This window comes from Pseudomonas azerbaijanoccidentalis (assembly GCF_019145495.1).
In the GTDB taxonomy this organism is placed as follows: domain Bacteria; phylum Pseudomonadota; class Gammaproteobacteria; order Pseudomonadales; family Pseudomonadaceae; genus Aquipseudomonas; species Aquipseudomonas azerbaijanoccidentalis.
In genome coordinates, this window is record NZ_JAHSTU010000001.1 from 181,481 (window position 1) to 202,800 (window position 21,320).

17 protein-coding genes are annotated in these 21,320 nt (G+C 59.4%); 12 read left to right on the forward strand and 5 right to left on the reverse strand.

Features of this window, described 5'->3' with window-relative positions; genetic code table 11:
• Nucleotides 1-578: 578 nt before the first annotated feature.
• Both KVG88_RS00950 and KVG88_RS00955 read left to right on the forward strand, forming a co-directional pair.
• Nucleotides 579-1,631 (forward strand): YCF48-related protein, encoded by a 1,053-nt coding sequence (locus tag KVG88_RS00950; RefSeq protein ID WP_217870002.1) that lies wholly within the window; start codon nucleotides 579-581, stop codon nucleotides 1,629-1,631.
• A gap of 28 nt (nucleotides 1,632-1,659) precedes the next feature.
• Nucleotides 1,660-4,044, forward strand: coding sequence for an efflux RND transporter permease subunit (locus KVG88_RS00955; RefSeq protein ID WP_150702122.1), 2,385 nt, complete (start codon nucleotides 1,660-1,662; stop codon nucleotides 4,042-4,044).
• A gap of 139 nt (nucleotides 4,045-4,183) precedes the next feature.
• On the opposite strand, the gene KVG88_RS00960 is transcribed toward KVG88_RS00955, so the two are convergent.
• Nucleotides 4,184-4,903 carry a FadR/GntR family transcriptional regulator gene (locus KVG88_RS00960; protein WP_191630474.1) on the reverse strand — a complete coding sequence of 240 codons (720 nt, stop codon included), beginning with the start codon at nucleotides 4,901-4,903 and terminating at the stop codon, nucleotides 4,184-4,186.
• Between the two features lie 179 nt (nucleotides 4,904-5,082).
• Complete coding sequence (locus KVG88_RS00965; protein ID WP_217870003.1) at nucleotides 5,083-6,819, reverse strand: IlvD/Edd family dehydratase; 1,737 nt, start codon at nucleotides 6,817-6,819, stop codon at nucleotides 5,083-5,085.
• A gap of 193 nt (nucleotides 6,820-7,012) precedes the next feature.
• Here KVG88_RS00965 and KVG88_RS00970 point away from each other — a divergent pair, with 193 nt between their 5' ends.
• The 9 genes from KVG88_RS00970 (at nucleotide 7,013) to KVG88_RS01005 (ending at nucleotide 13,943) form a co-directional block, all read left to right on the forward strand.
• Nucleotides 7,013-8,335 (forward strand): MFS transporter, encoded by a 1,323-nt coding sequence (locus KVG88_RS00970; RefSeq protein ID WP_150702125.1) that lies wholly within the window; start codon nucleotides 7,013-7,015, stop codon nucleotides 8,333-8,335.
• Nucleotides 8,336-8,494: 159 nt separating this feature from the next.
• Nucleotides 8,495-9,487: an AraD1 family protein gene (gene araD1 / locus KVG88_RS00975; protein WP_217870004.1), complete on the forward strand. Its 993-nt coding sequence runs from the start codon at nucleotides 8,495-8,497 to the stop codon at nucleotides 9,485-9,487.
• Between the two features lie 10 nt (nucleotides 9,488-9,497).
• Nucleotides 9,498-11,078, forward strand: coding sequence for an aldehyde dehydrogenase (NADP(+)) (locus KVG88_RS00980; protein WP_217870005.1), 1,581 nt, complete (start codon nucleotides 9,498-9,500; stop codon nucleotides 11,076-11,078).
• A gap of 157 nt (nucleotides 11,079-11,235) precedes the next feature.
• Nucleotides 11,236-11,532, forward strand: coding sequence for a DUF5629 family protein (locus tag KVG88_RS00985; protein WP_217870006.1), 297 nt, complete (start codon nucleotides 11,236-11,238; stop codon nucleotides 11,530-11,532).
• Entirely contained in the window at nucleotides 11,525-12,694 is a 1,170-nt protein-coding gene (locus KVG88_RS00990) for a lactonase family protein (RefSeq protein WP_217870007.1), read from the forward strand. Before KVG88_RS00985 ends, KVG88_RS00990 begins: the two co-directional genes overlap by 8 nt.
• Before the next feature lie 154 nt (nucleotides 12,695-12,848).
• Nucleotides 12,849-13,028: a hypothetical protein gene (locus KVG88_RS00995; protein WP_011334602.1), complete on the forward strand. Its 180-nt coding sequence runs from the start codon at nucleotides 12,849-12,851 to the stop codon at nucleotides 13,026-13,028.
• Between the two features lie 207 nt (nucleotides 13,029-13,235).
• The gene (locus KVG88_RS31160) at nucleotides 13,236-13,361 is read left to right on the forward strand and encodes a hypothetical protein (protein WP_256590244.1); all 126 of its coding nucleotides are present in this window, start codon (nucleotides 13,236-13,238) and stop codon (nucleotides 13,359-13,361) included.
• Between the two features lie 115 nt (nucleotides 13,362-13,476).
• Nucleotides 13,477-13,689, forward strand: coding sequence for a hypothetical protein (locus KVG88_RS01000; protein ID WP_217870842.1), 213 nt, complete (start codon nucleotides 13,477-13,479; stop codon nucleotides 13,687-13,689).
• Nucleotides 13,686-13,943 carry a hypothetical protein gene (locus tag KVG88_RS01005; RefSeq protein WP_150702130.1) on the forward strand — a complete coding sequence of 86 codons (258 nt, stop codon included), beginning with the start codon at nucleotides 13,686-13,688 and terminating at the stop codon, nucleotides 13,941-13,943. The genes KVG88_RS01000 and KVG88_RS01005 overlap by 4 nt, the downstream gene beginning before the upstream one ends.
• A gap of 94 nt (nucleotides 13,944-14,037) precedes the next feature.
• Here KVG88_RS01005 and KVG88_RS01010 read toward each other — a convergent pair whose 3' ends face one another.
• From KVG88_RS01010 to KVG88_RS01020, 3 genes are read right to left on the reverse strand one after another with little or no spacing between them, the layout of a single operon-like run.
• Nucleotides 14,038-14,634, reverse strand: coding sequence for a glutathione S-transferase (locus KVG88_RS01010; protein WP_217870008.1), 597 nt, complete (start codon nucleotides 14,632-14,634; stop codon nucleotides 14,038-14,040).
• Complete coding sequence (locus KVG88_RS01015; RefSeq protein WP_217870009.1) at nucleotides 14,631-18,272, reverse strand: AAA family ATPase; 3,642 nt, start codon at nucleotides 18,270-18,272, stop codon at nucleotides 14,631-14,633. The genes KVG88_RS01010 and KVG88_RS01015 overlap by 4 nt, the downstream gene beginning before the upstream one ends.
• On the reverse strand, nucleotides 18,269-19,513 hold the full coding sequence (locus KVG88_RS01020; protein ID WP_217870010.1) for an exonuclease SbcCD subunit D C-terminal domain-containing protein: 1,245 nt from the start codon (nucleotides 19,511-19,513) through the stop codon (nucleotides 18,269-18,271). Before KVG88_RS01020 ends, KVG88_RS01015 begins: the two co-directional genes overlap by 4 nt.
• A 375-nt stretch (nucleotides 19,514-19,888) precedes the next feature.
• Between KVG88_RS01020 and KVG88_RS01025 the strand changes: the two genes are divergently transcribed.
• Nucleotides 19,889-21,244 carry a lytic polysaccharide monooxygenase gene (locus KVG88_RS01025; RefSeq protein WP_217870011.1) on the forward strand — a complete coding sequence of 452 codons (1,356 nt, stop codon included), beginning with the start codon at nucleotides 19,889-19,891 and terminating at the stop codon, nucleotides 21,242-21,244.
• Nucleotides 21,245-21,320: the final 76 nt, after the last annotated feature.

The window sequence follows — 21,320 nt, forward strand, 5'->3', positions numbered from 1 at the left end:
GGTAACGCTCGGCCTGTGGAGTGGTGAAGAGCCAGCTCGCGATGGCGGCCTGACAGCCGACCCTGATTTCACGGATATACCACGCCCAAGGTAGGAGCTGCCGCAGGCTGCGATCTTTTGATCTCGCCTGTAAAAAAACAAAATCAAAAGATCGCAGCCTCGTTGTACTCGTCAGCTCCTACAGGGGGAATGTGAACGAGCTAACGATCAGGCCGGCCGGTCGGCCGCCTCGCTTTCGCTTACTTTTCGGCGTTTGGAAAAGTGAGTCGCTGTAAGAGCGAAGCCGCCAGCCGCCATTACCGCAGCAACGGGTATGTACTCCGATCCTAAACCTCAAACTCCAAATCACCGAACCTAATACCCAACCATTCAGAAAAACCAAACACCCCCGCGGTTAACAAAACATAACGTGCCGTCGATTGTCAGCCCTTCAAAAACACCGATAGGATAAGCCAGCTTCCGAAGGGGCTCTGGATTGCGGGTTTCAGGACTATGCTCTGAAACAGGTGATCCCGGTCAGCACCCTTGCGGCGCCCAGAAAGGTTGAACGACCTAACAATAATAATGGGGGAAGGTCTATGAGTGAGCCTGTCATGGGTGTGGGTATCTGCCGCCCGCCGGCATTACGCAAATTCGCGTTGCTGGCTACAGCGCTCTCGCTGTTGGGCTCTGCCATGCTGTCGGCACCTGTGCTGGCCGCGGCTGCGCCAGCATCCGACGTTGTTTATTCCATTGAATCGGCCAAGGCCAGCAAAAGCCTGATGCTCGATGTCGTCCACGCAGGCAAGCGCCTCGTGGCGGTCGGGGATCGCGGGCACATTCTGTATTCCGATGACCAGGGTGCCACCTGGACTCAAGCCAAGGTGCCGACCCGGGCACTGCTGACCTCCGTGTTTTTTGTCGATGACAAACACGGCTGGGCTGTCGGTCATGACGCACAGATCCTCGCCAGCGAAGACGGCGGCGTCACCTGGACCAAGCAATTCGAAGACCTGAAGCGCGAATCGCCGCTGCTCGACGTCTGGTTCCAGGACGCTAACAGCGGCTTTGCCGTGGGCGCCTACGGTGCGTTGATGGAAACCACCGACGGTGGCAAGCACTGGGAAGACGTCAGCGACCGCCTCGACAACGAAGACCAGTTCCACCTCAACGCCATCGCTGCCGTCAAGGACGCCGGGCTGTTCATTGTTGGCGAGCAGGGCAGCATGTTCCGCTCCGCCGATTGGGGCCAGACCTGGGAAAAACTCGAAGGACCGTACGAAGGTTCGCTGTTTGGTGTGATCGGCACCGCACAACCTTCTACGCTGCTGGCCTATGGCCTGCGCGGCAATCTGTATCGCTCCACCGATTTCGGTAGTAATTGGGAACAAGTCGAACTCAAGGCCGAACGTGGTGATCTGGAGTTCGGTCTGTCCGGCGCCACGTTGCTCGATGATGGTTCCATCGTGATCGTCGGCAACGGCGGTTCGGTGATTCGCAGCAATGACGATGGCGAAACCTTCAAAGTGGTCAACCGTTCGGATCGCATCTCCGTCTCGGCAGTCACGGCGGCAGGCAATGGCAATCTGGTTCTGGCTGGACAGGGCGGCGTTCGCGTCACCTCGGCTAACGGCACCGAGTCGGGTAAATGAGCCAGGTTAATAATAAGAAGGCGCAGCTATGACTTCCTTGAGTACTCATCATCAGGAAAAGGCGACACTCCTCGAGCGCCTGATCTTCAACAACCGCCCGGCAGTGATCGTCATCTGCCTGCTGGTCAGCGTTTTCCTGTTCTGGCAGGCGACGTTGATCCGGCCGTCCACCAGCTTCGAAAAAATGATTCCGCTGGAGCATCCATTCATTCAAAAGATGATGGAGCACCGCAACGATCTGGCGAACCTGGGCAACACCGTGCGGATTTCGGTGGAAGCCACCGACGGCGATATCTTCTCCAAGGAATACATGGAGACCCTACGCCAGATCAACGACGAAGTGTTCTACATTTCCGGTGTTGACCGTTCCGGCCTCAAGTCGCTGTGGAGTCCGAGCGTGCGCTGGACCGAAGTGACGGAGGAGGGCTTCGCCGGGGGTGAAGTGATCCCGCAAAGCTATAACGGTTCCCAGGCCAGTCTCGATCTGCTTCGCAACAACGTACTCAAGTCCGGGCAGGTTGGCCGGCTGGTGTCCAACGACTTCAAGTCGAGTATCGTCGACATCCCGTTGCTGGAGGCCTACCCGGACCCGCAGGACCAGGGCAAGTTGCTGGCCCTGGACTACCGCAAGTTCTCCCATGAGCTTGAAGACAAGATCCGCAACAAGTTCGAAGCGCAGAACCCCAACATCAAGATCCACATCGTCGGTTTCGCCAAGAAGGTTGGTGACCTGATCGATGGTCTGGTGATGGTGGTGATGTTCTTCGGGATCGCCTTTGTCATCACCCTGATCTTGCTCTACTGGTTCACCAACTGCATGCGCAGTACCGTGGCGGTGTTGAGTACGACGCTGGTGGCGGTGGTCTGGCAGTTGGGCCTGATGCACTTCTTCGGTTTCGGCCTGGATCCGTATTCGATGCTGGTGCCGTTTCTGATTTTCGCCATCGGTATTTCCCACGGTGTGCAGAAAATCAATGGTATCGCCTTGCAATCCAGCGAGGCCGAGAACGCTCTGACCGCAGCACGCCGGACCTTCCGCCAGTTGTTCCTGCCGGGGATGATTGCCATCCTGGCCGATGCGGTGGGCTTCATCACGCTGTTGATCATCGACATCGGCGTGATTCGTGAGCTGGCCATCGGTGCGTCCATCGGCGTGGCAGTGATCGTGTTCACCAACCTGATCCTGTTGCCGGTCGCGATTTCCTACGTCGGAATTAGCAAGCGCGCAGTGGCGCGCAGCAAAAAGGATGCGACCCGCGAACATCCGTTCTGGCGTCTGCTGTCGAACTTCGCCAGCCCGAAGGTGGCCCCGGTGTCGATCGCTCTGGCCCTCATCGCGTTTGGCGGCGGTCTCTGGTACAGCCAGAACCTGAAGATCGGTGACCTTGACCAAGGCGCACCGGAGCTGCGTCCGGATTCGCGTTACAACAAGGACAACAACTTCATCATCAGCAACTACTCCACCAGCTCTGACGTATTGGTGGTGATGGTCAAGACCAAGGCTGAAGGCTGCTCGCGCTACGAAGCCATGGCGCCGATCGATGAGTTGATGTGGAAGATGCAGAACACCGAGGGCGTGCAGTCGGCGATTTCCCTGGTGACCGTGTCCAAGCAGATGATCAAGGGCATGAACGAGGGCAACCTGAAATGGGAAACCCTGTCGCGTAACCCGGACGTCCTGAACAACTCCATCGCTCGGGCCGATGGCCTGTACAACAACAGTTGCTCGCTGGCGCCGGTGCTGGTGTTCCTCAATGATCACAAGGCTGAAACCCTGGACCGTGCGGTGCACGCCGTGCAGGACTTCGCCAAAGAGCACAATACCGAAAACCTGGAGTTCATCCTGGCAGCCGGTAACGCCGGGATCGAGGCGGCCACCAACGAAGTGATCAAGAAGTCCGAGCTGACCATCCTGATCCTGGTGTACATCTGCGTGGCGGTCATGTGCATGATCACCTTCCGCTCCTGGGCGGCGACCTTGTGCATCGTGCTGCCGCTGGTACTGACGTCGGTGCTCGGCAACGCCCTGATGGCCTTCATGGGCATCGGCGTGAAAGTCGCGACCCTGCCGGTCGTGGCGCTCGGGGTGGGGATTGGCGTGGACTACGGCATCTACATCTACAGCCGTCTGGAAAGTTTCCTGCGTGCGGGCCTGCCGCTGCAAGAGGCGTACTACCAGACCCTGAAGTCCACCGGTAAAGCGGTATTGTTCACCGGTCTGTGCCTGGCCATCGGCGTGTGCACCTGGATCTTCTCGGCCATCAAGTTCCAGGCCGACATGGGGCTGATGCTGACCTTCATGCTGCTGTGGAACATGTTCGGTGCGCTGTGGCTGTTGCCAGCACTGGCGCGGTTCCTGATCAAGCCGGAGAAACTGGCGGGACAGAAGGGCAACTCGCTGTTTGCTCACTGATCCACGCTGAAATGAAAAAGCCGCAACCTCAGGTTGCGGCTTTTTTTATTGCGCGTGTTCCAAAAGATCGCAGCCTTCGGCAGCTCCTACGGGTGTATCGCATTTCGCTGTAGGAGCTGCTGCGATCTTTTGATTTGGCTTACGAAGGATCGTTACCCAGCACCACATTCAGCGCACTGCGCGCATCATCCAGTTGCACCAGCGTCGCATGCCGCGCGCCGAGAGCGTCGCGGTTTTCGATGGCGGTCAGGATTGCCTTGTGCCGTGGCAATGCCAACTCATGCAGGTTCGGCCGCTGGTTGGAGTGCTTCAAGGCTTCAGCGATGGCCACCGACAGCATGTTGCACAGGTTGGCCAACAAGTCGTTGTGGGTCGCATCGGCGATGCGGCTGTGGAAGTCCAGGTCCGGTTGTAGCAGGGCTTCGGGGGTCGGCGCGGCTTCCATGCGCTGGTAGGCTTCGCCGATGGACGCGATGTCGTCGTCGGTGGCGAACTGCGCCGCGAGGGCCGCAGCGGCCGGCTCGATGATGCTGCGCACGCTGGTCAGCAGATTGAAAAACTCGTTCTGTGGGCTGCTTTGCATCAACCAGTGCAGCACATCCGGGTCGAGCATGTGCCATTCCCGACGCGGTTTGACCACGGTGCCCACTCGCGGACGGGAATACACCAAGCCCTTGGCAACCAGCACCCGGGTGGCTTCGCGCAGTACCGGGCGACTCACGGCATATTCCTCGCACAACAGGGCCTCGGCAGGCAGTTTGTCGTCCGGCAGAAAACGCCCGGAAACGATCTGCATGCCCAATTCCTGGACGATGCGCGAATGCATGCTTTTGCGGTCGGAAGGTTTGCGGTAATCCATGGGGGGCGACGCGGTCCTGTGCGGGAGGGTGTCGCGCATGATAGCAGGCGCGGACGATCGGCGATTCAACCCTTGAAAAGATCGCAGCCTTCGGCAGCTCCTACAGAGATCCGGTTCACACAAAAGATGTGTTTGACCTGAATCCTGTAGGGGCTGCCGAAGGCCGCGATCTTTTGCTTTTAGTGAGAGTGACGCGGCACTTCAGCCCCGCGGCAGCCGACCAGGAAGTCGAAGTCGCAACCCTGATCCGCCTGCAACACATGGTCGATGTACAGCTGACGGTAACCGCCCACCAGCAACTGCTGCGGCGGTTGCAGGTCGGCCATGCGTGCAGCCAGCTCGGCATCCGGAATGTCCAGGTGCAGACGGCCGGTGGCGCAGTCGAGTTCGATCCAGTCGCCTTCTTTTACGGTCGCCAAAGGCCCGCCTGCCGCCGCTTCAGGGGCTACGTGCAACACAACCGTGCCATACGCGGTGCCGCTCATGCGCGCATCGGAAATACGCACCATGTCGGTCACTCCCTGGGCCAGCAGTTTGGCCGGCAGGCCCATGTTGCCAACTTCAGCCATGCCCGGATAACCCTTCGGCCCGCAGTTTTTCATGACCAGAATCGAGTTGGCATCCACGTCCAGTTCCGGGTCGTTGATCCGTGCCTTATACATGTCGAAGTTCTCGAACACCACGGCGCGACCACGGTGCTGCATGAGTTCCGGGGTGGCGGCGGACGGCTTGAGCACGGCACCGAGCGGTGCCAGGTTGCCGCGCAACACACAGATGCCGCCATCGGCGCGGATCGGGTTGTCGAGGGTGCGGATCACTTCGTCTTCGCCGTAGATCGGCGCGTCCTTGGTGTTCTCGCCGATGGACTTGCCGTTGACAGTCAGGGCATTCGGGTTCGGGATCAGATTGGCTTCGCCGAGACGGCGCAATACCGCAGGCAGGCCGCCAGCGTAGTAGAACTCTTCCATCAGGAAACGCCCGGACGGTTGCAGGTCGACAATGGTCGGCATGCCGCGACCGATGCGGGTCCAGTCGTCCAGATCAAGCTCTACACCGATACGCCCGGCGATGGCCTTCAAGTGGATCACGGCGTTGGTCGAACCGCCAATCGCCGCGTTGACGCGAATGGCGTTTTCGAAGGCTTCCTTGGTCAGGATCTTCGACAGTTTCAAGTCTTCACGAACCATCTCTACCGCGCGCATGCCGGACATGTGCGCCAACACATAACGGCGTGCGTCGACCGCCGGGATGGCGGCGTTGTGGGGCAGGGAAGTGCCGAGCGCTTCAGCCATGCAGGCCATGGTCGACGCCGTGCCCATGGTGTTGCAGGTACCGGCCGAGCGGGACATGCCGCCCTCGGCCGCAAGAAAATCGTCGATGGTGATGGTGCCGGCCTTGACCTGTTCGCTGAGCTGCCAGACCACGGTGCCCGAACCGATGTCCTTGCCCTTGTGCTTACCGTTGAGCATCGGTCCGCCGGTGACGACGATGGCCGGCACGTCGCAACTGGCTGCGCCCATCAGCAAGGCCGGGGTGGTTTTGTCGCAACCGGTCAGCAGCACCACACCGTCAATCGGGTTGCCGCGAATCGCTTCTTCCACGTCCATGCTCGCCAGGTTGCGAGTGAGCATGGCGGTGGGGCGCAGGTTGGATTCGCCGTTGGAGAACACCGGGAATTCCACCGGAAAGCCTCCGGCCTCGATCACTCCGCGTTTGACGTGTTCCGCGATCTGGCGGAAATGCGCGTTGCACGGGGTCAGTTCCGACCAGGTGTTGCAGATGCCGATGATCGGCTTGCCGTGGAACTGGTGGTCGGCGATGCCCTGATTCTTCATCCAGCTGCGGTACATGAAGCCGTTTTTGTCGGCAGTGCCAAACCATTGGGCGGAGCGCAGGGTGGGTTTCTTATCAGACATGATCGATTCTCTTATTGTATGACTATATTGTTCGAGCTGAGGCGTAACATAAGCTCAAATTCGCCTCTTTGGAAGTGTTGTTGGGTAAATAGTATTACTATATAGTCGTTTTCAGCGGAGGGATGGCCCTGACGACTTTTCGTGAGAGGCGTCCCCCGAGGTTCTATAAAAACAACAATCGGAGACCGATCTCATGAGCCAGGAACTGCGGCTTATTCGCCGCATCACGCTGAAACTGATTCCCTTCCTGATCCTGCTGTACCTGATCGCCTATGTGGATCGCTCCGCGGTGGGCTTCGCCAAATTGCACATGGGCGCCGACATCGGCCTGGGCGATGCGGCCTACGGTCTCGGCGCAGGATTGTTCTTCATTGGCTACTTCCTGCTGGAAATCCCCAGCAACCTGATGCTCGACCGCTTCGGCGCACGGCGCTGGTTTGCGCGGATCATGGTTACTTGGGGCGCCATCACCATCGGCATGGCCTTCGTCCAGGGGCCGAACAGCTTCTACGTGATGCGCTTCTTGCTCGGCGCCGCCGAAGCCGGGTTCTTCCCGGGCGTTCTGTACTACATCACCCAATGGTTCCCGGTTCGCCATCGCGGCAAGATCCTCGGGCTGTTCATCCTCTCCCAACCCATTGCCATGATGATCACCGGCCCCGTGTCCGGTGGCTTGTTGGGCATGGACGGCGTGCTCGGCCTGCACGGCTGGCAGTGGTTGTTCATCGTCATCGGCACCCCGGCGATCCTGCTGACCTGGCCGGTGTTGCGCTGGTTGCCCGACGGCCCGCAACAGGTGAAGTGGATGGACCAGGCGGAAAAAGACTGGCTCAGCGGTGAGCTTCAAAAGGACCTCCAAGCGTACGGCCAAACCCGTCATGGCAATCCTTTGCACGCCCTCAAGGACAAGCGCGTGTTGCTGCTGGCACTGTTCTACCTGCCGGTGACCCTGAGCATTTATGGCCTCGGTTTGTGGTTGCCGACGCTGATCAAACAGTTCGGTGGCAGCGACCTGGTAACCGGGTTCGTGTCATCGGTGCCTTACATTTTCGGGATCATCGGTCTGTTGATCATCCCGCGCAGCTCCGACCGCATGAATGATCGCTATGGCCATCTGGCTGTGCTTTATGTACTGGGCGCTATCGGCCTGTTCCTGAGTGCCTGGCTGACGGTGCCGGTGCTGCAACTGGCCGCGTTGTGCCTTGTGGCGTTCGCGCTGTTTTCCTGCACGGCGGTGTTCTGGACCCTGCCGGGCCGGTTCTTTGCCGGCGCGAGTGCGGCGGCGGGGATTGCGCTGATCAACTCGGTGGGCAACCTCGGCGGCTACATCGGCCCGTTTGTGATCGGCGCGCTCAAGGAATACACCGGCAATCTGGCCTCGGGCCTGTATTTCCTGTCCTGCGTGATGGTCTTCGGCCTGATTCTGACTGGCGTGGTTTACCGGTTGTTGGAGCGCAAGCACGTGCTGCCGGCGGATGAATTTGCGGCGAGTGCGCGTGGGGCGACTCGTACCTGACACGAAATAAGCATCACCACCGACCCTGTGGGAGCGGGCTTGCCCGCGATGACGCAGGCACATTCACCATTGATGTGCCAGACAGATTGCTATCGCGGGCAAGCCCGCTCCCACAGGGATCTGCGATTGTTTTCGAAATTTATACTCGGGAGAAAATCCATGCGTTTGGTTCAATTCGAATTGAGTAACGGCGAACGCCGCGTCGGCGTGGTCGAGGGCGGGCAGGTGCGTGAAGTGCAAGACGCACGCACTGTGCGCGATCTGGCGCTGGCCGCGATCGAGGCAGGTGTCGGTCTTGAGCAGCAAGTGAGCGCGCTGGGCCTGGGCGTCAGCCACGATTACGCACAACTGCTGGCACAACTGCGTATCCTGCCGCCGCTGGATCACCCGGACCCGGCGCACATGCTGGTCAGCGGCACCGGTCTGACCCATTTGGGCAGCGCCTCGGCCCGGGACAAAATGCACCAGCAGGCTGGTGACGAAGCGGCGATGACCGACACCATGCGCATCTTCAAGTGGGGCGTGGAGGGCGGTAAACCTGCGGCAGGTCAGGCGGGCGTGCAGCCGGAGTGGTTCTACAAAGGCGATGGCAGCATCGTCGTGCGTCCCGGCCAGCCGTTCCCGTTGCCGCCGTTTGCCGAAGACGCGGGTGAGGAACCGGAGCTCAGCGGCCTTTATGTCATCGGCCATGACGGCAAACCGTATCGCGTCGGTTTTGCCATAGGCAACGAATTCTCCGATCACGTCATGGAGCGCAAGAACTACCTGTATCTGGCCCATTCGAAACTGCGCAGTTGCAGCTACGGTCCCGAGTTGCGGGTCGGTGAATTGCCCCAGCATCTGGCCGGCACCAGCCGCATCTTGCGCGACGGCGAAGTGCTGTGGCAGAACGAGTTCCTCAGTGGCGAGGCCAATATGTGCCACAGCCTGGCGAACCTTGAGTTCCACCATTTCAAATACAGTCAGTTCCTGCGTCCTGGTGATGTGCACATTCACTTCTTCGGCACGGCAACGCTGTCGTTTGCCGATGGCGTGCGCACGCAACCGGGTGATGTATTCGAGATCAGCCAGGCTGAATTCGGCGCGCCGTTGATCAATGGCATCGCACCGGTTGCAGCAGCGTTCGAACCCGGCACCGTCGGCACACTTTGAGGAGAAATGCATGACCCTGATACTCGGTCACAACTACATCGGCGGCCAGCGCAGCGCCTTGGGCAGCGTCAAGTTACAGAGCGTTGATGCTGAAACCGGCGAAGCGTTGCCTCACGATTTCATTCAGGCGACGCCCGATGAAGTCGACGCCGCTGCCAAAGCGGCCGCAGCGGCATACCCGGCTTATCGCAGCCTGAGTGCAGAGCGTCGCGCGCAGTTTCTGGATGCGATTGCGACAGAGCTGGACGCGCTGAGTGATGAATTCGTCAGCCTGGTGTGTCGGGAAACCGCGCTGCCGGCCGCCCGGATCATCGGTGAGCGTGGACGCACCAGTGGCCAGATGCGGCTGTTCGCCAATGTGTTGCGTCGTGGTGATTTCTACGGCGCGCGTATCGATCAGGCACTGCCGTCCCGCCAACCGCTGCCGCGTCCCGACCTGCGTCAGTACCGCATCGGCCTGGGCCCGGTGGCTGTGTTCGGTGCCAGCAACTTTCCCCTGGCGTTCTCGACAGCCGGCGGCGACACCGCATCGGCCTTGGCCGCCGGATGCCCGGTAGTGTTCAAGGCCCACAGTGGCCACATGGCAACAGCCGAACTGGTGGCCAATGCGATCATCCGCGCCGCGGAAAAAACCGCGATGCCGGCCGGTGTGTTCAACATGATCTACGGCGGCGGCGTCGGTGAAGCGCTGGTCAAGCATCCGGCCATTCAGGCCGTAGGCTTCACCGGGTCGCTCAAGGGCGGTCGAGCCTTGTGCGACATGGTCGCTGCGCGCCCGCAGCCGATTCCGGTGTTTGCCGAAATGTCGAGCATCAACCCGGTGATCGTCCTGCCCCAGGCATTGCAAGCACGCTCGGAAACCATCGCGCGTGATCTGTCGGCCTCGGTGGTGCAAGGCTGCGGCCAGTTCTGCACCAATCCGGGTTTGGTCATCGGGATTCGTTCGCCACAGTTCACCGCATTCCTCACGTTGCTGGCTGACATGATGGCGGATCAATCGGCGCAAACCATGCTCAATGCGGGGACGCTCAGCAGCTACGGCAAAGGCCTGCAAAAGCTCCTTGACCATCCGGGCATTGCACATCTGGCGGGCGAGCCGCAACAAGGGCGTCAAGCACAGCCACAGTTGTTCAAGGCCGATGTCAGCCTGTTGATCAACGGCGATGAAGTGCTGCAAGAGGAAGTGTTCGGCCCGACCACCGTGGTCGTCGAAGTGGCGGATCAGGCGCAACTGAGCGCGGCGTTGAACGGCCTGCACGGTCAGTTGACCGCGACGATCATTGGCGAGCAGGCTGATTTCCAGCAGTTCGGCGAGCTGACGGCGTTGCTGGAGCAGAAAGTAGGGCGAATCCTGCTCAATGGCTACCCGACCGGTGTGGAAGTGTGTGATTCGATGGTCCATGGCGGGCCCTATCCGGCGACGTCGGATGCACGCGGCACGTCGGTGGGCACCTTGGCAATCGACCGTTTCCTGCGCCCGGTGTGTTTCCAGAACTACCCCGACAGCCTGCTGCCGGAAGCGCTGAAGAACGCTAACCCGCTGCGCATTCAGCGACTGGTGGATGGCAAGCCCTCGCGCGACGCCCTCTAACGACCCACGACCCCGTAGGAGCTGCCGAAGGCTGCGATCTTTAGATCTTGATCTTAAAAAGCAACATCAAAAGATCGCAGCCTTCGGCAGCTCCTACGGGGGATTGTGCGGAACATTGAGCTATCATTGCGTCTTTCCCATTCAAAGATTGACTGCCATGACTGCTCCAGCCGACACCTTGCTCAATGCCCTCGAACACTGCGGAATGGTGGAAATCGATGGGCTTCATGCCTTCGAATTCGCGCTCGATGAGTTCGATAACCTGCACATTGAATGCATGGATGGCCGTGTGGCCAAACACTGGGAGTTCACCCCGGCGCAGATCCAGGCCGCCACCTTCGATGCCACCCTGCAAAGCTGGGTGATCGCCGGTGATTCAGGCGAACACCGACTGGTGTGCCTCGGCGATGTCATCAGCGGCGACAACGAAGACGATGATCAGGACGATGCGTAACCTCTGGCCGCTGTTGATGGCCGGCAGCATCGGCGCGATGGGCGTTCAGGCCGCGTTCGCCGACGACTATCAACTGCTCGTGGGTTCGTACACCGCAGGTGAGAGCCAAGGCATCTATCGCCTGAACTTCGACAGCGCCACCGGGCAAATCAACCCCAAGCCGTTACAAGTGATCAAAAGCGAAAACCCGTCATGGTTGACCCTGTCCAGGGATCAGCGACGCTTGTTCGTGGTCAACGAAAATGGTCCGGGCCAGGCTGATCCGGTCGGGCGTGTGAGCAGCTATGCGATCGACCCCAAGAGCCATGCGCTGAGCCTGATCAATCAGGTGCAGAGCCTGGGCAACGAACCGACGCATTCGAGCCTCAGCCTCGATGCCAGCCATTTGTTCGTCAGTAATTACTCGGTGGCCGAAGACCCGGGTGGCACCCTGGCGGTGTTACCGGTCGGTGCTGATGGCACGGTCAAATCCGTGGTGCAGATGAGCAGCCATCCGGCCAGTCGGGTCAACGCCGAGCGGCAGATGTCGGCGCATGTGCATTCGACGGTGCCGTCGCCCGACGGTAAGTTCGTGTTCTCCAATGACCTGGGGGCAGACAAGGTGTTTGTCTACCGCTTTGACCCCAAGGCCAACCCGGAACTGCCGTTGACGCCCGCCACACCGGCGTTCGTCCAGTTGCCCGCCGGTAGCGGCCCGCGTCACCTGTTATTCAGCGCCGATGGCCAGCACGCGTGGCTGACCATGGAGATGAGTGCCCAGGTGGCCGTGTTCGATTATCGCGATGGCAAGCTTGAACAAACGCAGATGGTCGATCTGGCTGCCGGGCAACCGGTCTCGGACAAAGCCGCCGCTGCGCTACACGCTTCAGCCGATGGCAAGTTTCTGTACGTGAGCAACCGCGGCACCGCTAATCAGCTGCTGGTGTTCGCTGTCGACCCGGCGACCGGCCATCTCAAGGAACTGCAACGCCGAGCGGTGGAGGGCGATCATCCGCGTGAGTTCAGCCTCGATCCAAGTGGCAAGTTCTTGTTGATCGCCAACCAGAAAAGCAACCAGATTGTCGTCGTCGAACGCGATGCGAAGACCGGTCTGCTAGGCAAAACCGTGCAAAAACTGCCGATGGATGCCCCGAGCGATCTCAAGTTTCTTCTGCGACAATAAACCGCAGGCCCCGAATCACGGGGCCTGCGCGGTTCTATCGATGAGGCTGATATCTAGTAATGCTACAAAGCATTTCAAGGCCTCGTTCCTCGGGGGTTAAGTTTGCTTCACGGCCCCACCGGGCAAGCAAGCCAACTGACTCCGAGGATTACCCATGAACTTCAATCTCTTCTCCATCATCGCCGCTTCCGCCATCTCTGCCACTGTTGCACTGCCAGCCAGCGCCAACGTTGAAATCAGCGACAAAAAATCCCACACCCAGAGCTACACCCAGAAATACTTGCAACAAAGTGCCAACTTCTACGCCGCGCTGGATCACAAAGCCCAACACTGAAATTTCCTTTCTGCAGACTTTATGCAGGAGCGAAGTCACTTGCCAATCGAGGTTGACGACTCGAAACGCGCTGAAGTGATGTCGCTCCTGCATAACGCATTTACGACAGCATCAAGTTGCCATCAAGGTATCGCTTGATATCACATAGCCATCGGTTTAAATTTGACGCGAATTTATTGACTCCTTCCCAAGAAAAGGATCGACAATATGGCGATGCGTCTGGCCGTGGTTTTGCTTTTCCTCTATTCCACCCCGATTTTGTCCGCGGCAGAGCCCATTTCCGGGGAGCCTGACGCTGCCCGTGAGCGCATGATCAGTTTTATTGAAGACTGAGATAGAGTGGCTTAATGATCAACGCAGCTGATAGTTGATATAGACGCGTCTAGTTGGTTATCGCTGCTTTTTTGATCGATTCTGTGGACTCTACAACATGTCCACGGAGTTCATCATGGCCCGCGCAATCATCACTTCTGCCAAACACGGCGCCTACATGGCTATCGGTCTTTACCTGGTCATGGTGCTGGTTGTCAGCCTTTCACCGCAGTCGCAACAAACCTTCGAAGCGCCGATTCAGGTCGCCCATCCTGGCATCCAGTTTGAACACCGCGCCCAACAAGCGCTGGTCGATCAGGCTGATCTCGCAGGAGTTGGCGGAGCATGAAAGGTTGCAAGCTCTTGATCGTCGCCTTTCTGGCGTTCATCACTAATGGATTTTCCTTGCTGGGAATCGGGCAGGGTTCGATAGGCGGTGTGGCACGGGCCATGGAGGCCAATCACAACATCGCGCGGAGCATAGAGATCGCCAAGGCCATGGGGATGCTAGCCGGAAATCCTCCGGTCGAACCTGAAAGCGGGTTTTTCGGGCCGTTCGAAGTGGACTGCTCGGTGATCGGAATGTGTGAAGTGTTGGCGTGAATCACACGCCACTGGTAGGAGCTGCCGCAGGCTGCGATCTTTTTAAGATCAAGATCAAAAGATCGCAGCCTGCGGCAGCTCCTACAGGTTTCGGTTATTTCTTCATGATGCCCGTGAATAAGTCGGACTCCAGAAACCGCTGCAACCAATCCTGTAACCGTGAATACGGCGTCTGCGCAAACCACTCGCGATCGACATGGGCAAACTGCCGTATGAACGGCATCAACGCCACATCGGCCAGGCATGGGTGTTGCGCCAGCAAGTAGTCGCGATGCTCCAGCAACTGATCAAGTTTGTGCAAAAACACCTCGCCCTCGGCGCGATAGGTTTCCATCGGGTGCTCAGGGTAGCGTTCGGCGTACTTGTAGCGGTTCAGATGGATTTTGAACGCCTGATCGTTCTCCTCGATCAGTGCAGCAATTCGCGACGGGCCTTGTGGATCGTCGTTGAGCAACCAGTCCAGCGGATCGTTCTGAGCCAAGGCCCAGCGCATGATGTCCAGGCTTTCTTCGATCACCTGACCGTCGACACTGAGCACCGGCACCGTGCCTTTGCTCGACAGCGCGAGCATCTCTGCTGGTTTGGCTTTCAGACTGACTTCGACGATGTCCACGGCAACTCCGGCGTAACGCAACGCCATGCGCGCCCGCATGGCGTACGGGCAACGACGGAACGAGTAAAGCGTAGTCATTTCACCTCCACGGTACTGAGGCCGTTGCCTTGGCGACGGACCTGAATCTGCACCGGAATTCGCTCATGCATTTCCTGCACGTGGGAAATCACCGCGACCTTGCGGCCCTGCGCCTGCAAGCCGTCAAGCGCATCCATGGCCAGTTGCAGCGATTCAGGGTCTAGACTGCCGAAGCCTTCGTCGATGAACAGCGATTCGATTTTCAAGGTGCTTGAAGCCATCGATGCGAGCCCGAGCGCTAGCGCCAACGAAACCAGGAAGGTCTCGCCACCGGACAGCGAATGCACCGAGCGCAGCTCGTCGCCCATTTCGGTGTCCATCACCAGCAAACCGAGCATGCTGCCACCGCGCTTGAGGCGGTATCGGCGCACCAGTTGCCGCAGTTGCACGTTGGCGTGGTGCACCAACAGATCAAGGTTGTAGGCCTGGGCGATTTTGCGGAAGGTGTCGCCGGTGGCGGAACCGATCAGCGCACTCAGGCGCGCCCAGCGCTGGAACTCGGCATAGGCGTCGGCAATTTGTTGTGCCAGGGCCTGATTGGCATTCTGTCGGCGCTGATCTTCGGCCTGCTCGGCGCGCAGTTCCGCGCAGAGATGCTCGCTGACGGCGTACAGGTTTTGCAATTCGGCCAAGGCGCTGTCGAGTTGTTCGGCATCGAGATTGCCGTTGTGCTGCGCTTGATGATCGAGCAAAACCTTTTCGCGTTCCTGCACCAGGACGCGGGTCTGTTCGACGGCTTTTTCGGCGTGCTGCAAGCGTTGGCGCAACTCGCTGACGTGAGCGTCGTCGACTCGCAGCAGGTCGTCGAGGCCACCGTCATCCAGTTCCGGATGGCGGGCACGCCAGTCGGAAATTTTTTCGCAAAGATCACGTTCCTCGTTTTGCAGCGCTTCCAGTCGTTCTTGCTGTGCCTTGAGTTCGGCGGCGATTTGCACCCGTTGCGTGAGTACGCTTTGCAGGGTCTGGGCGGTCGTGATTTCAGCGCCGCGCGCGGTTTCCACGGCTTGCTCCAGTTGCTGCTGCCAATGCTCGGCGCTGACGTGTGAGCCGAGCAACTGCGCAAGTGTTTGCTGGCTCGCCTGTTGTTGTTCAGCCAACGCGTTGAACTGTTGCTCGGCGACTTGCAGTTGCTGCACGCGGGTTTGCTGCCGGTCCTGCTCCTTCTCGAGGATTTGCTGGCGCTGTTGCTGTTCAGCCAGCTCTTCCTTCTGCTGATCGAGTTGTGACAGGCGCTCGGCGATTTGCCGGTCAAGCTGCATGAACGTTGCGGCCGGCTCGATGCGCAATGCCTCCAGCGTCTCGGCGGGCAGCAGGCTGGAAAATGCGTTGAGTTCTTCGTCCAGACGGGCACGGTCGCTGGCGAGTTCGCGTTGCTGATTGTCCAGGTGCTGGGCCGCTTGCTGGTGCGCGGTTTCTGCGTGGCGCAGTTGCTGGGTCAGACGCGCCGCATCCTGTTGCAGGGTGAGCAGGGCGGTTTGCCGTTGCTCATCCTGATTGATGCTTTGGTTCAACTGGCTGTTTTGCTGGGCGAGCCAGGCATCGCGTTTGTCGACGCCCTGGTTCAACAGCGCGGCAGACAACGAGTGCGCTTCAAGGCTTGGCGCCAACGCTTGTTGCTGGGTTGCCAGTTGCTCCTGCTGTTGCAGCAACTCCTTTTGCTGGGCGATCAAGCCACCGACTTCAGCACGCAGGTCGGTGAGCTTTTCCTTGAGCAGGTCGACGGCTTTCTGCGCGTTGGCCTGTTCGCTTTCATCATGGCGGCCAAGGCTTTGCAACAGCGCTTCGGGCTGATGATACGGATGCTCGTTGCTGCCGCAGACCGGACAGGGCTGATCATCCTGCAACTGCGCGCGCAGTTCCTCGACACTGGCACTGCGCGCCAACCGCTGGCGTTCCAGCAGTTCGCGGGTGACGTTGAGGGTTTGCTCGGCGGTGCTCAGTTCAGCCTTGGTTTTGACCCCATCCTGAGTCAGCCGCTCGCGTTCCTGTTGCGCAGCGAGCTGACGCTGTTGCAATTCGGTAGCGCGTTTATCCAGTTCCTGCTGGCTGGCCCACAACCGCGTCAGGTCTTCGATGGCGCGCAATTGTTTGCGGTTGTCCTGCAACAGGCTGCCGAGTATGCCGATCTGCTCGGCGACGGCATCCGGTTCGGCACCGGCTTCTTTGAACAGCACTTCCAGCTGTTGTTTCTGCGCAGCGAGTTCTTGCGCCGTACGCGTGGCGTTTTGTTCGAGGCTGGCCAGTTCGGCCTGGCCTTTATTCAGGCGATTGCCGATCAACATCAACTGTTGCAGGCGATCGCGGTAAGCATTCCAGGCATCGCTAAGCGGCGCCAGATGGGCGCTTTGCTCCAGTTCGGCGGCGATGCGCTGCAAGTGCCCGGCGACCAGTTTTTGCTGATCGAGCAGGTTTTGAATCGTGCTCTGGCCTTGGGTGCAGGCCTGTTCGGCACTGTGCTTTGCCTCGGCGCTGTGGGCGGAGTCTTTGGCCAGGCGAGCGAGGTTGCTTTGTGCTTCGAACGCCTGACGCAACAGCGGCGCACTGTCGGTTTGCTGCTGTTGCGCTTCATTCAAGGCGATGCGCGCAGCGCCGATCTGTTGCTCCAGTTCGGTCTGACGCTGGCCAAGTTCGTCCTGTTGTCGGGTTTGCTCGGCGATCAACGCCGCCAAGGGTGATAGCAACGCATCGACTTCGGCCTTGCGGGCGAACTGGTGCCGCTGGGGCGCCAGTTGCTCCAGGCGGGTCAACTTCAGGCGCTCGCCGTCCAGGCTTTGCCAATGGGTCTGTGCCGATAGCAGTTGCTCAGTGGCGCTGTGTTGCGCGTCCTGTAGCTGGCGCAATTCCTTGAGCCAGGTGTGCTGCAATTCCAGCTGCTTGAGTTGCGCTTGCCGGGTCTTGAGTTGCCGTTGCGACTCGTTGAAGCGTTCGTCGAGTTCGGCGCGCGCTTCGGGCGCCAGTGGCGTGACACCGCTGGCTTGATCCTGCAACAGCTTGTGGGCTTCACGGGCCTCTTTGGTTTTATCGAAGGCGCGGCGGCCGAGGCGGGTGTAGAGCGCGGTGTCAGTGAGCTTTTCCAGCAGCTCGCTGCGATCGTTGTCATCGGCCTTCAGGAAGGCGCTGAACTCACTTTGTGCCAACAGTACGGCGCGGGTGAACTGTTCGAAGTTCAGCCCCAGTACGGCTTCCAGTTGCGTTTTGTGTTCGCCTTTCTGGCTGGCCAGCAATTGATCCTGATCGATATCGCGCAAGCTCTGGCGGCTGGCTTGCAGCTTGCCACCGGCCTTTTCCCGGGCGCGATTGGCTTCCCAGCGGGCGCGATAACGACGGCCATCGACGCCGACGAAATCCACTTCGGCATAGCCTTCACCGGTGCCGCGACGCAACAGGGTGCGCGGGTCACCGGTACCGATTTCGCCGTCGGCGTCCGGCACCTTGGCGTCACGGCCAGTGTTGTTCAGGCGCGGCACGGCGCCGAACAGGGCCAGGCACAAGGCGTCTAGCAAAGTGCTCTTGCCGGCGCCGGTTGGTCCGGTAATGGCGAACAATCCGGCGCTGGCCAATGGCTCGGCAGTGAAATCGATCTCAAACGGGCCGGCCAGGGAGGCAAGGTTTTTCAGGCGGATCGCGAGGATTTTCATGGCTGTTCGCTCTCCAGCTGAACGTCTTGCAACAGCTCGGCAAAGTCCTTGAGGGTTTGCTCGTCGACCTCGCTGCCGTAGTTATCCTGCCAGGCGCGACGGAACAGTTCCTGGGGTGTGAGCTGGTCGAGTTCGATCAAGGCGTCGCCGTCGTTTGCACCCTCGCGGTTGCCGTTGCCTGCGTATTCGGCGGCAATCCGCACCAGGCGCACGGCCTTGCCTTGCAGGGCGGTTTCAATCTGATTGCGCAGATCGGGCTGGGGTTCATCCATGCGTACGCGCACTTCCAGCCAGGGTTGGCGTTGGTAATCCGCCAGCAGGTCGATGTTTGGCAGATCGGCCAACTGCAAGAGGATTTCCGCCAGTGGCGCCGGGCCGATGCGTTGCAGATTGACCGCGCGCGGGATCAGCTTGGGTTCCACGCTGACCAGGGTTTCGCCGTCGAGTGTGATGTCGAGTATCTGGTGCTTGTAGCCGATCTCGGAAAACGACAACGGAATCGGCGAGCCGCTGTAGCGGATGCGTTCTTCACCGTTAACCTTCTGCGGTTTGTGCAAATGCCCTAGGGCGACGTAGCTGATGCTCGGCCCGAAGAGGCTGGCGGGCAGGGCTTCGGCGTTGCCGATGATCAGGCTGCGCTCGGAGTCTTCCGACACCGAGCCGCCGGCCATGTGCGCATGGCTGATGGCGATCAGCGCCTGGCCCTTCTTGCGCTTGGCGTTGGCCGCCTCGATCAGCCACTCATGAACCTGGCCAATGCCGCGCAGGTAGTTGTCGCCCAGGTGCGCGCCCGTGACTTCGGGGGGGCGCAGGAACGGCAGCGCCAGGCACCAGGCGACGGTTTTACCTTTGGCGTCCGGCAGGGGCAACAGCAAGCGTTCAGCGTCGAGTTGCCCGTCGTCCAGCCACAGCACCCGGCCCAGCGCGTGGGTGCGCAAACGGCGCATCAACGGCGCTGGCAGTTCAATTCGCGAGCCGGAGTCGTGGTTGCCAGCGATCATCACGATGGTCAGCTTCGGCTGCTGCTCGTGGGCGCTGACGATGAAGTCGTAAAGCCGTTCCTGGGCTTTGACCGGTGGGTTGACCGTGTCGAAGATATCGCCGGCGATCAACAGCACATCCGGCTGATCCAGTTTGAGCTGACGCAGCAGCCAGTCGAGAAAACAGCCGTGCTCGAAATCGCGATCCTGGCCGTGCAGGTTCTGCCCGAGGTGCCAGTCGGAGGTGTGAAACAAGCGCAAGGCGGACTCCGCTACATAAAAGGTGATGGCCGCGAGAACAAATGACAGCGGCGAAAGGGGAGAGAGTTTACTGGTAAACGATTGTGGTTGCTGAACGACCCTGAAAGATCGCAGCCTTCGGCAGCTCCTACGGGGTGTAAGCCGATTCATTGTAGGAGCTGCCGAAGGCTTCGATCTTTCTCGGCAGCGAGAGATGGGTGTCCGCAAAACTAGCTACCGCCTGTCCCTACTGTCAGATTTGCCAGTAGGCGTTGTGGCGAGCCGGGTATTCAATGGATTCGAGCATGGAGCCTTACGGTGCATACGGTGCCTGTAGTGGTTAGGGCGTTACATGTGATTCGAAGATTATCGAAGCTACCTTAATGGAGAAACACTATGTCACAGGGTCGCCCGAACGCTATCAGTAGAAGCAACAGTCCAAAACATGGCCACGTTTTTTCCCCCTCTTCACGGGCTCATTTCGAATGGCTTGCGGGGCGCCTCGACGAAGGGGCTCTGAATCAACGCGAGTCCGGCAAGTTTTTTCCTCTGACTGCCGGCGGAGTCAGGGATGTTTTTGCCATAGATGACGACGCTAACGTCCCGCCGCCTCGGGATGGAAAAATTGCCAGTGCAGATCAACTGACCGGCGCAGTACTGGATGAGCCAGGAAGGCACTGGCAAAAACATGATGTGAGAAGTGGCGAAACGCTGGATATTTCCTGGCATTTCAGCGCGAAGCACGCTACTCGGCGCTGGAACTATTTCATGACGAAGGCAGATTGGAACCCTGACGAAGTCTTGTCGCGCAGCCAGTTTGAAGAAGTGCCGTTTTACACAGTGCAAATCAACCTGCAACCGCATTGGGCCCATGGCGAGCAAATGCTGCCCGCTTCACCCACCACGCATGCCGTCCCACTTCCGAAACGGGAGGGGTACCAGGTCTGTCTGGCGGTTTGGGAAGTTGCCAACACTTCGATGGCTTTTTACCAAGTGGTTGATCTGAATTTTCTGCCACCGGATGGCGGGGGTGAACTTCCCGATACACCGACCGGACTGGCCGCAGTGAAGGTCACTGACAAGCAGGTACTGTTGCAATGGAATACAGCAACCGGCCCGTTTCCGATTGCTTCCTACCGCATTATGCGTAACGGAGGCTTTTTGGTTGATGTAGACGCTCCGAATCTGGCTTTTGCAGATAACGGCGTGGCGCCTGAAACCCAGTACAACTATGCCATCAGCGCAGTTGATGATAACGGCAATGTCTCGACGCCGAGCCGGCCAATTCATGTGCACACCTTGCCAGAAGGTGGCGAGGGACCTACTGCACCGTCGAACCTGCACAGCATGAGCCAGACCGCGCAAAGCGTCAGCCTGATGTGGGGTGCCTCTACCGGCAGCGCGCCAATAATGGATTACCTGATCGAACGGGACGGCATTCACATCAAAACCGTAAGCGCCGCTCAGACCTCTTTTGACGACTCTGGCCTCTCACCTGACACCCAATACCGCTACGCGGTCAAAGCCCGCGACCTGAACAACAAGCTCTCGCTGTCCAGTAACGTCCTGAGCGTCAGGACCCTGGGTGGCGGGGGCGAGTATCCGGCGTGGAAGCTGGGTTCTGTGTATGCAAAAAATGACGTGGTGAGCCACGTTGGACAGAACTGGACCTGCACGCAGGCACATACGGCCTATGTAGAGGAGTGGGCGCCTGGAGAGGGCGACAATGTGCTTTGGAAAGTACACGCCTGATCTGTAGGCAGATTCAATGTAAATGGCTGGAGAGCCTTAAAAGATCGCAGCCTGCGGCAGCTCCCCGCAGGCTGCG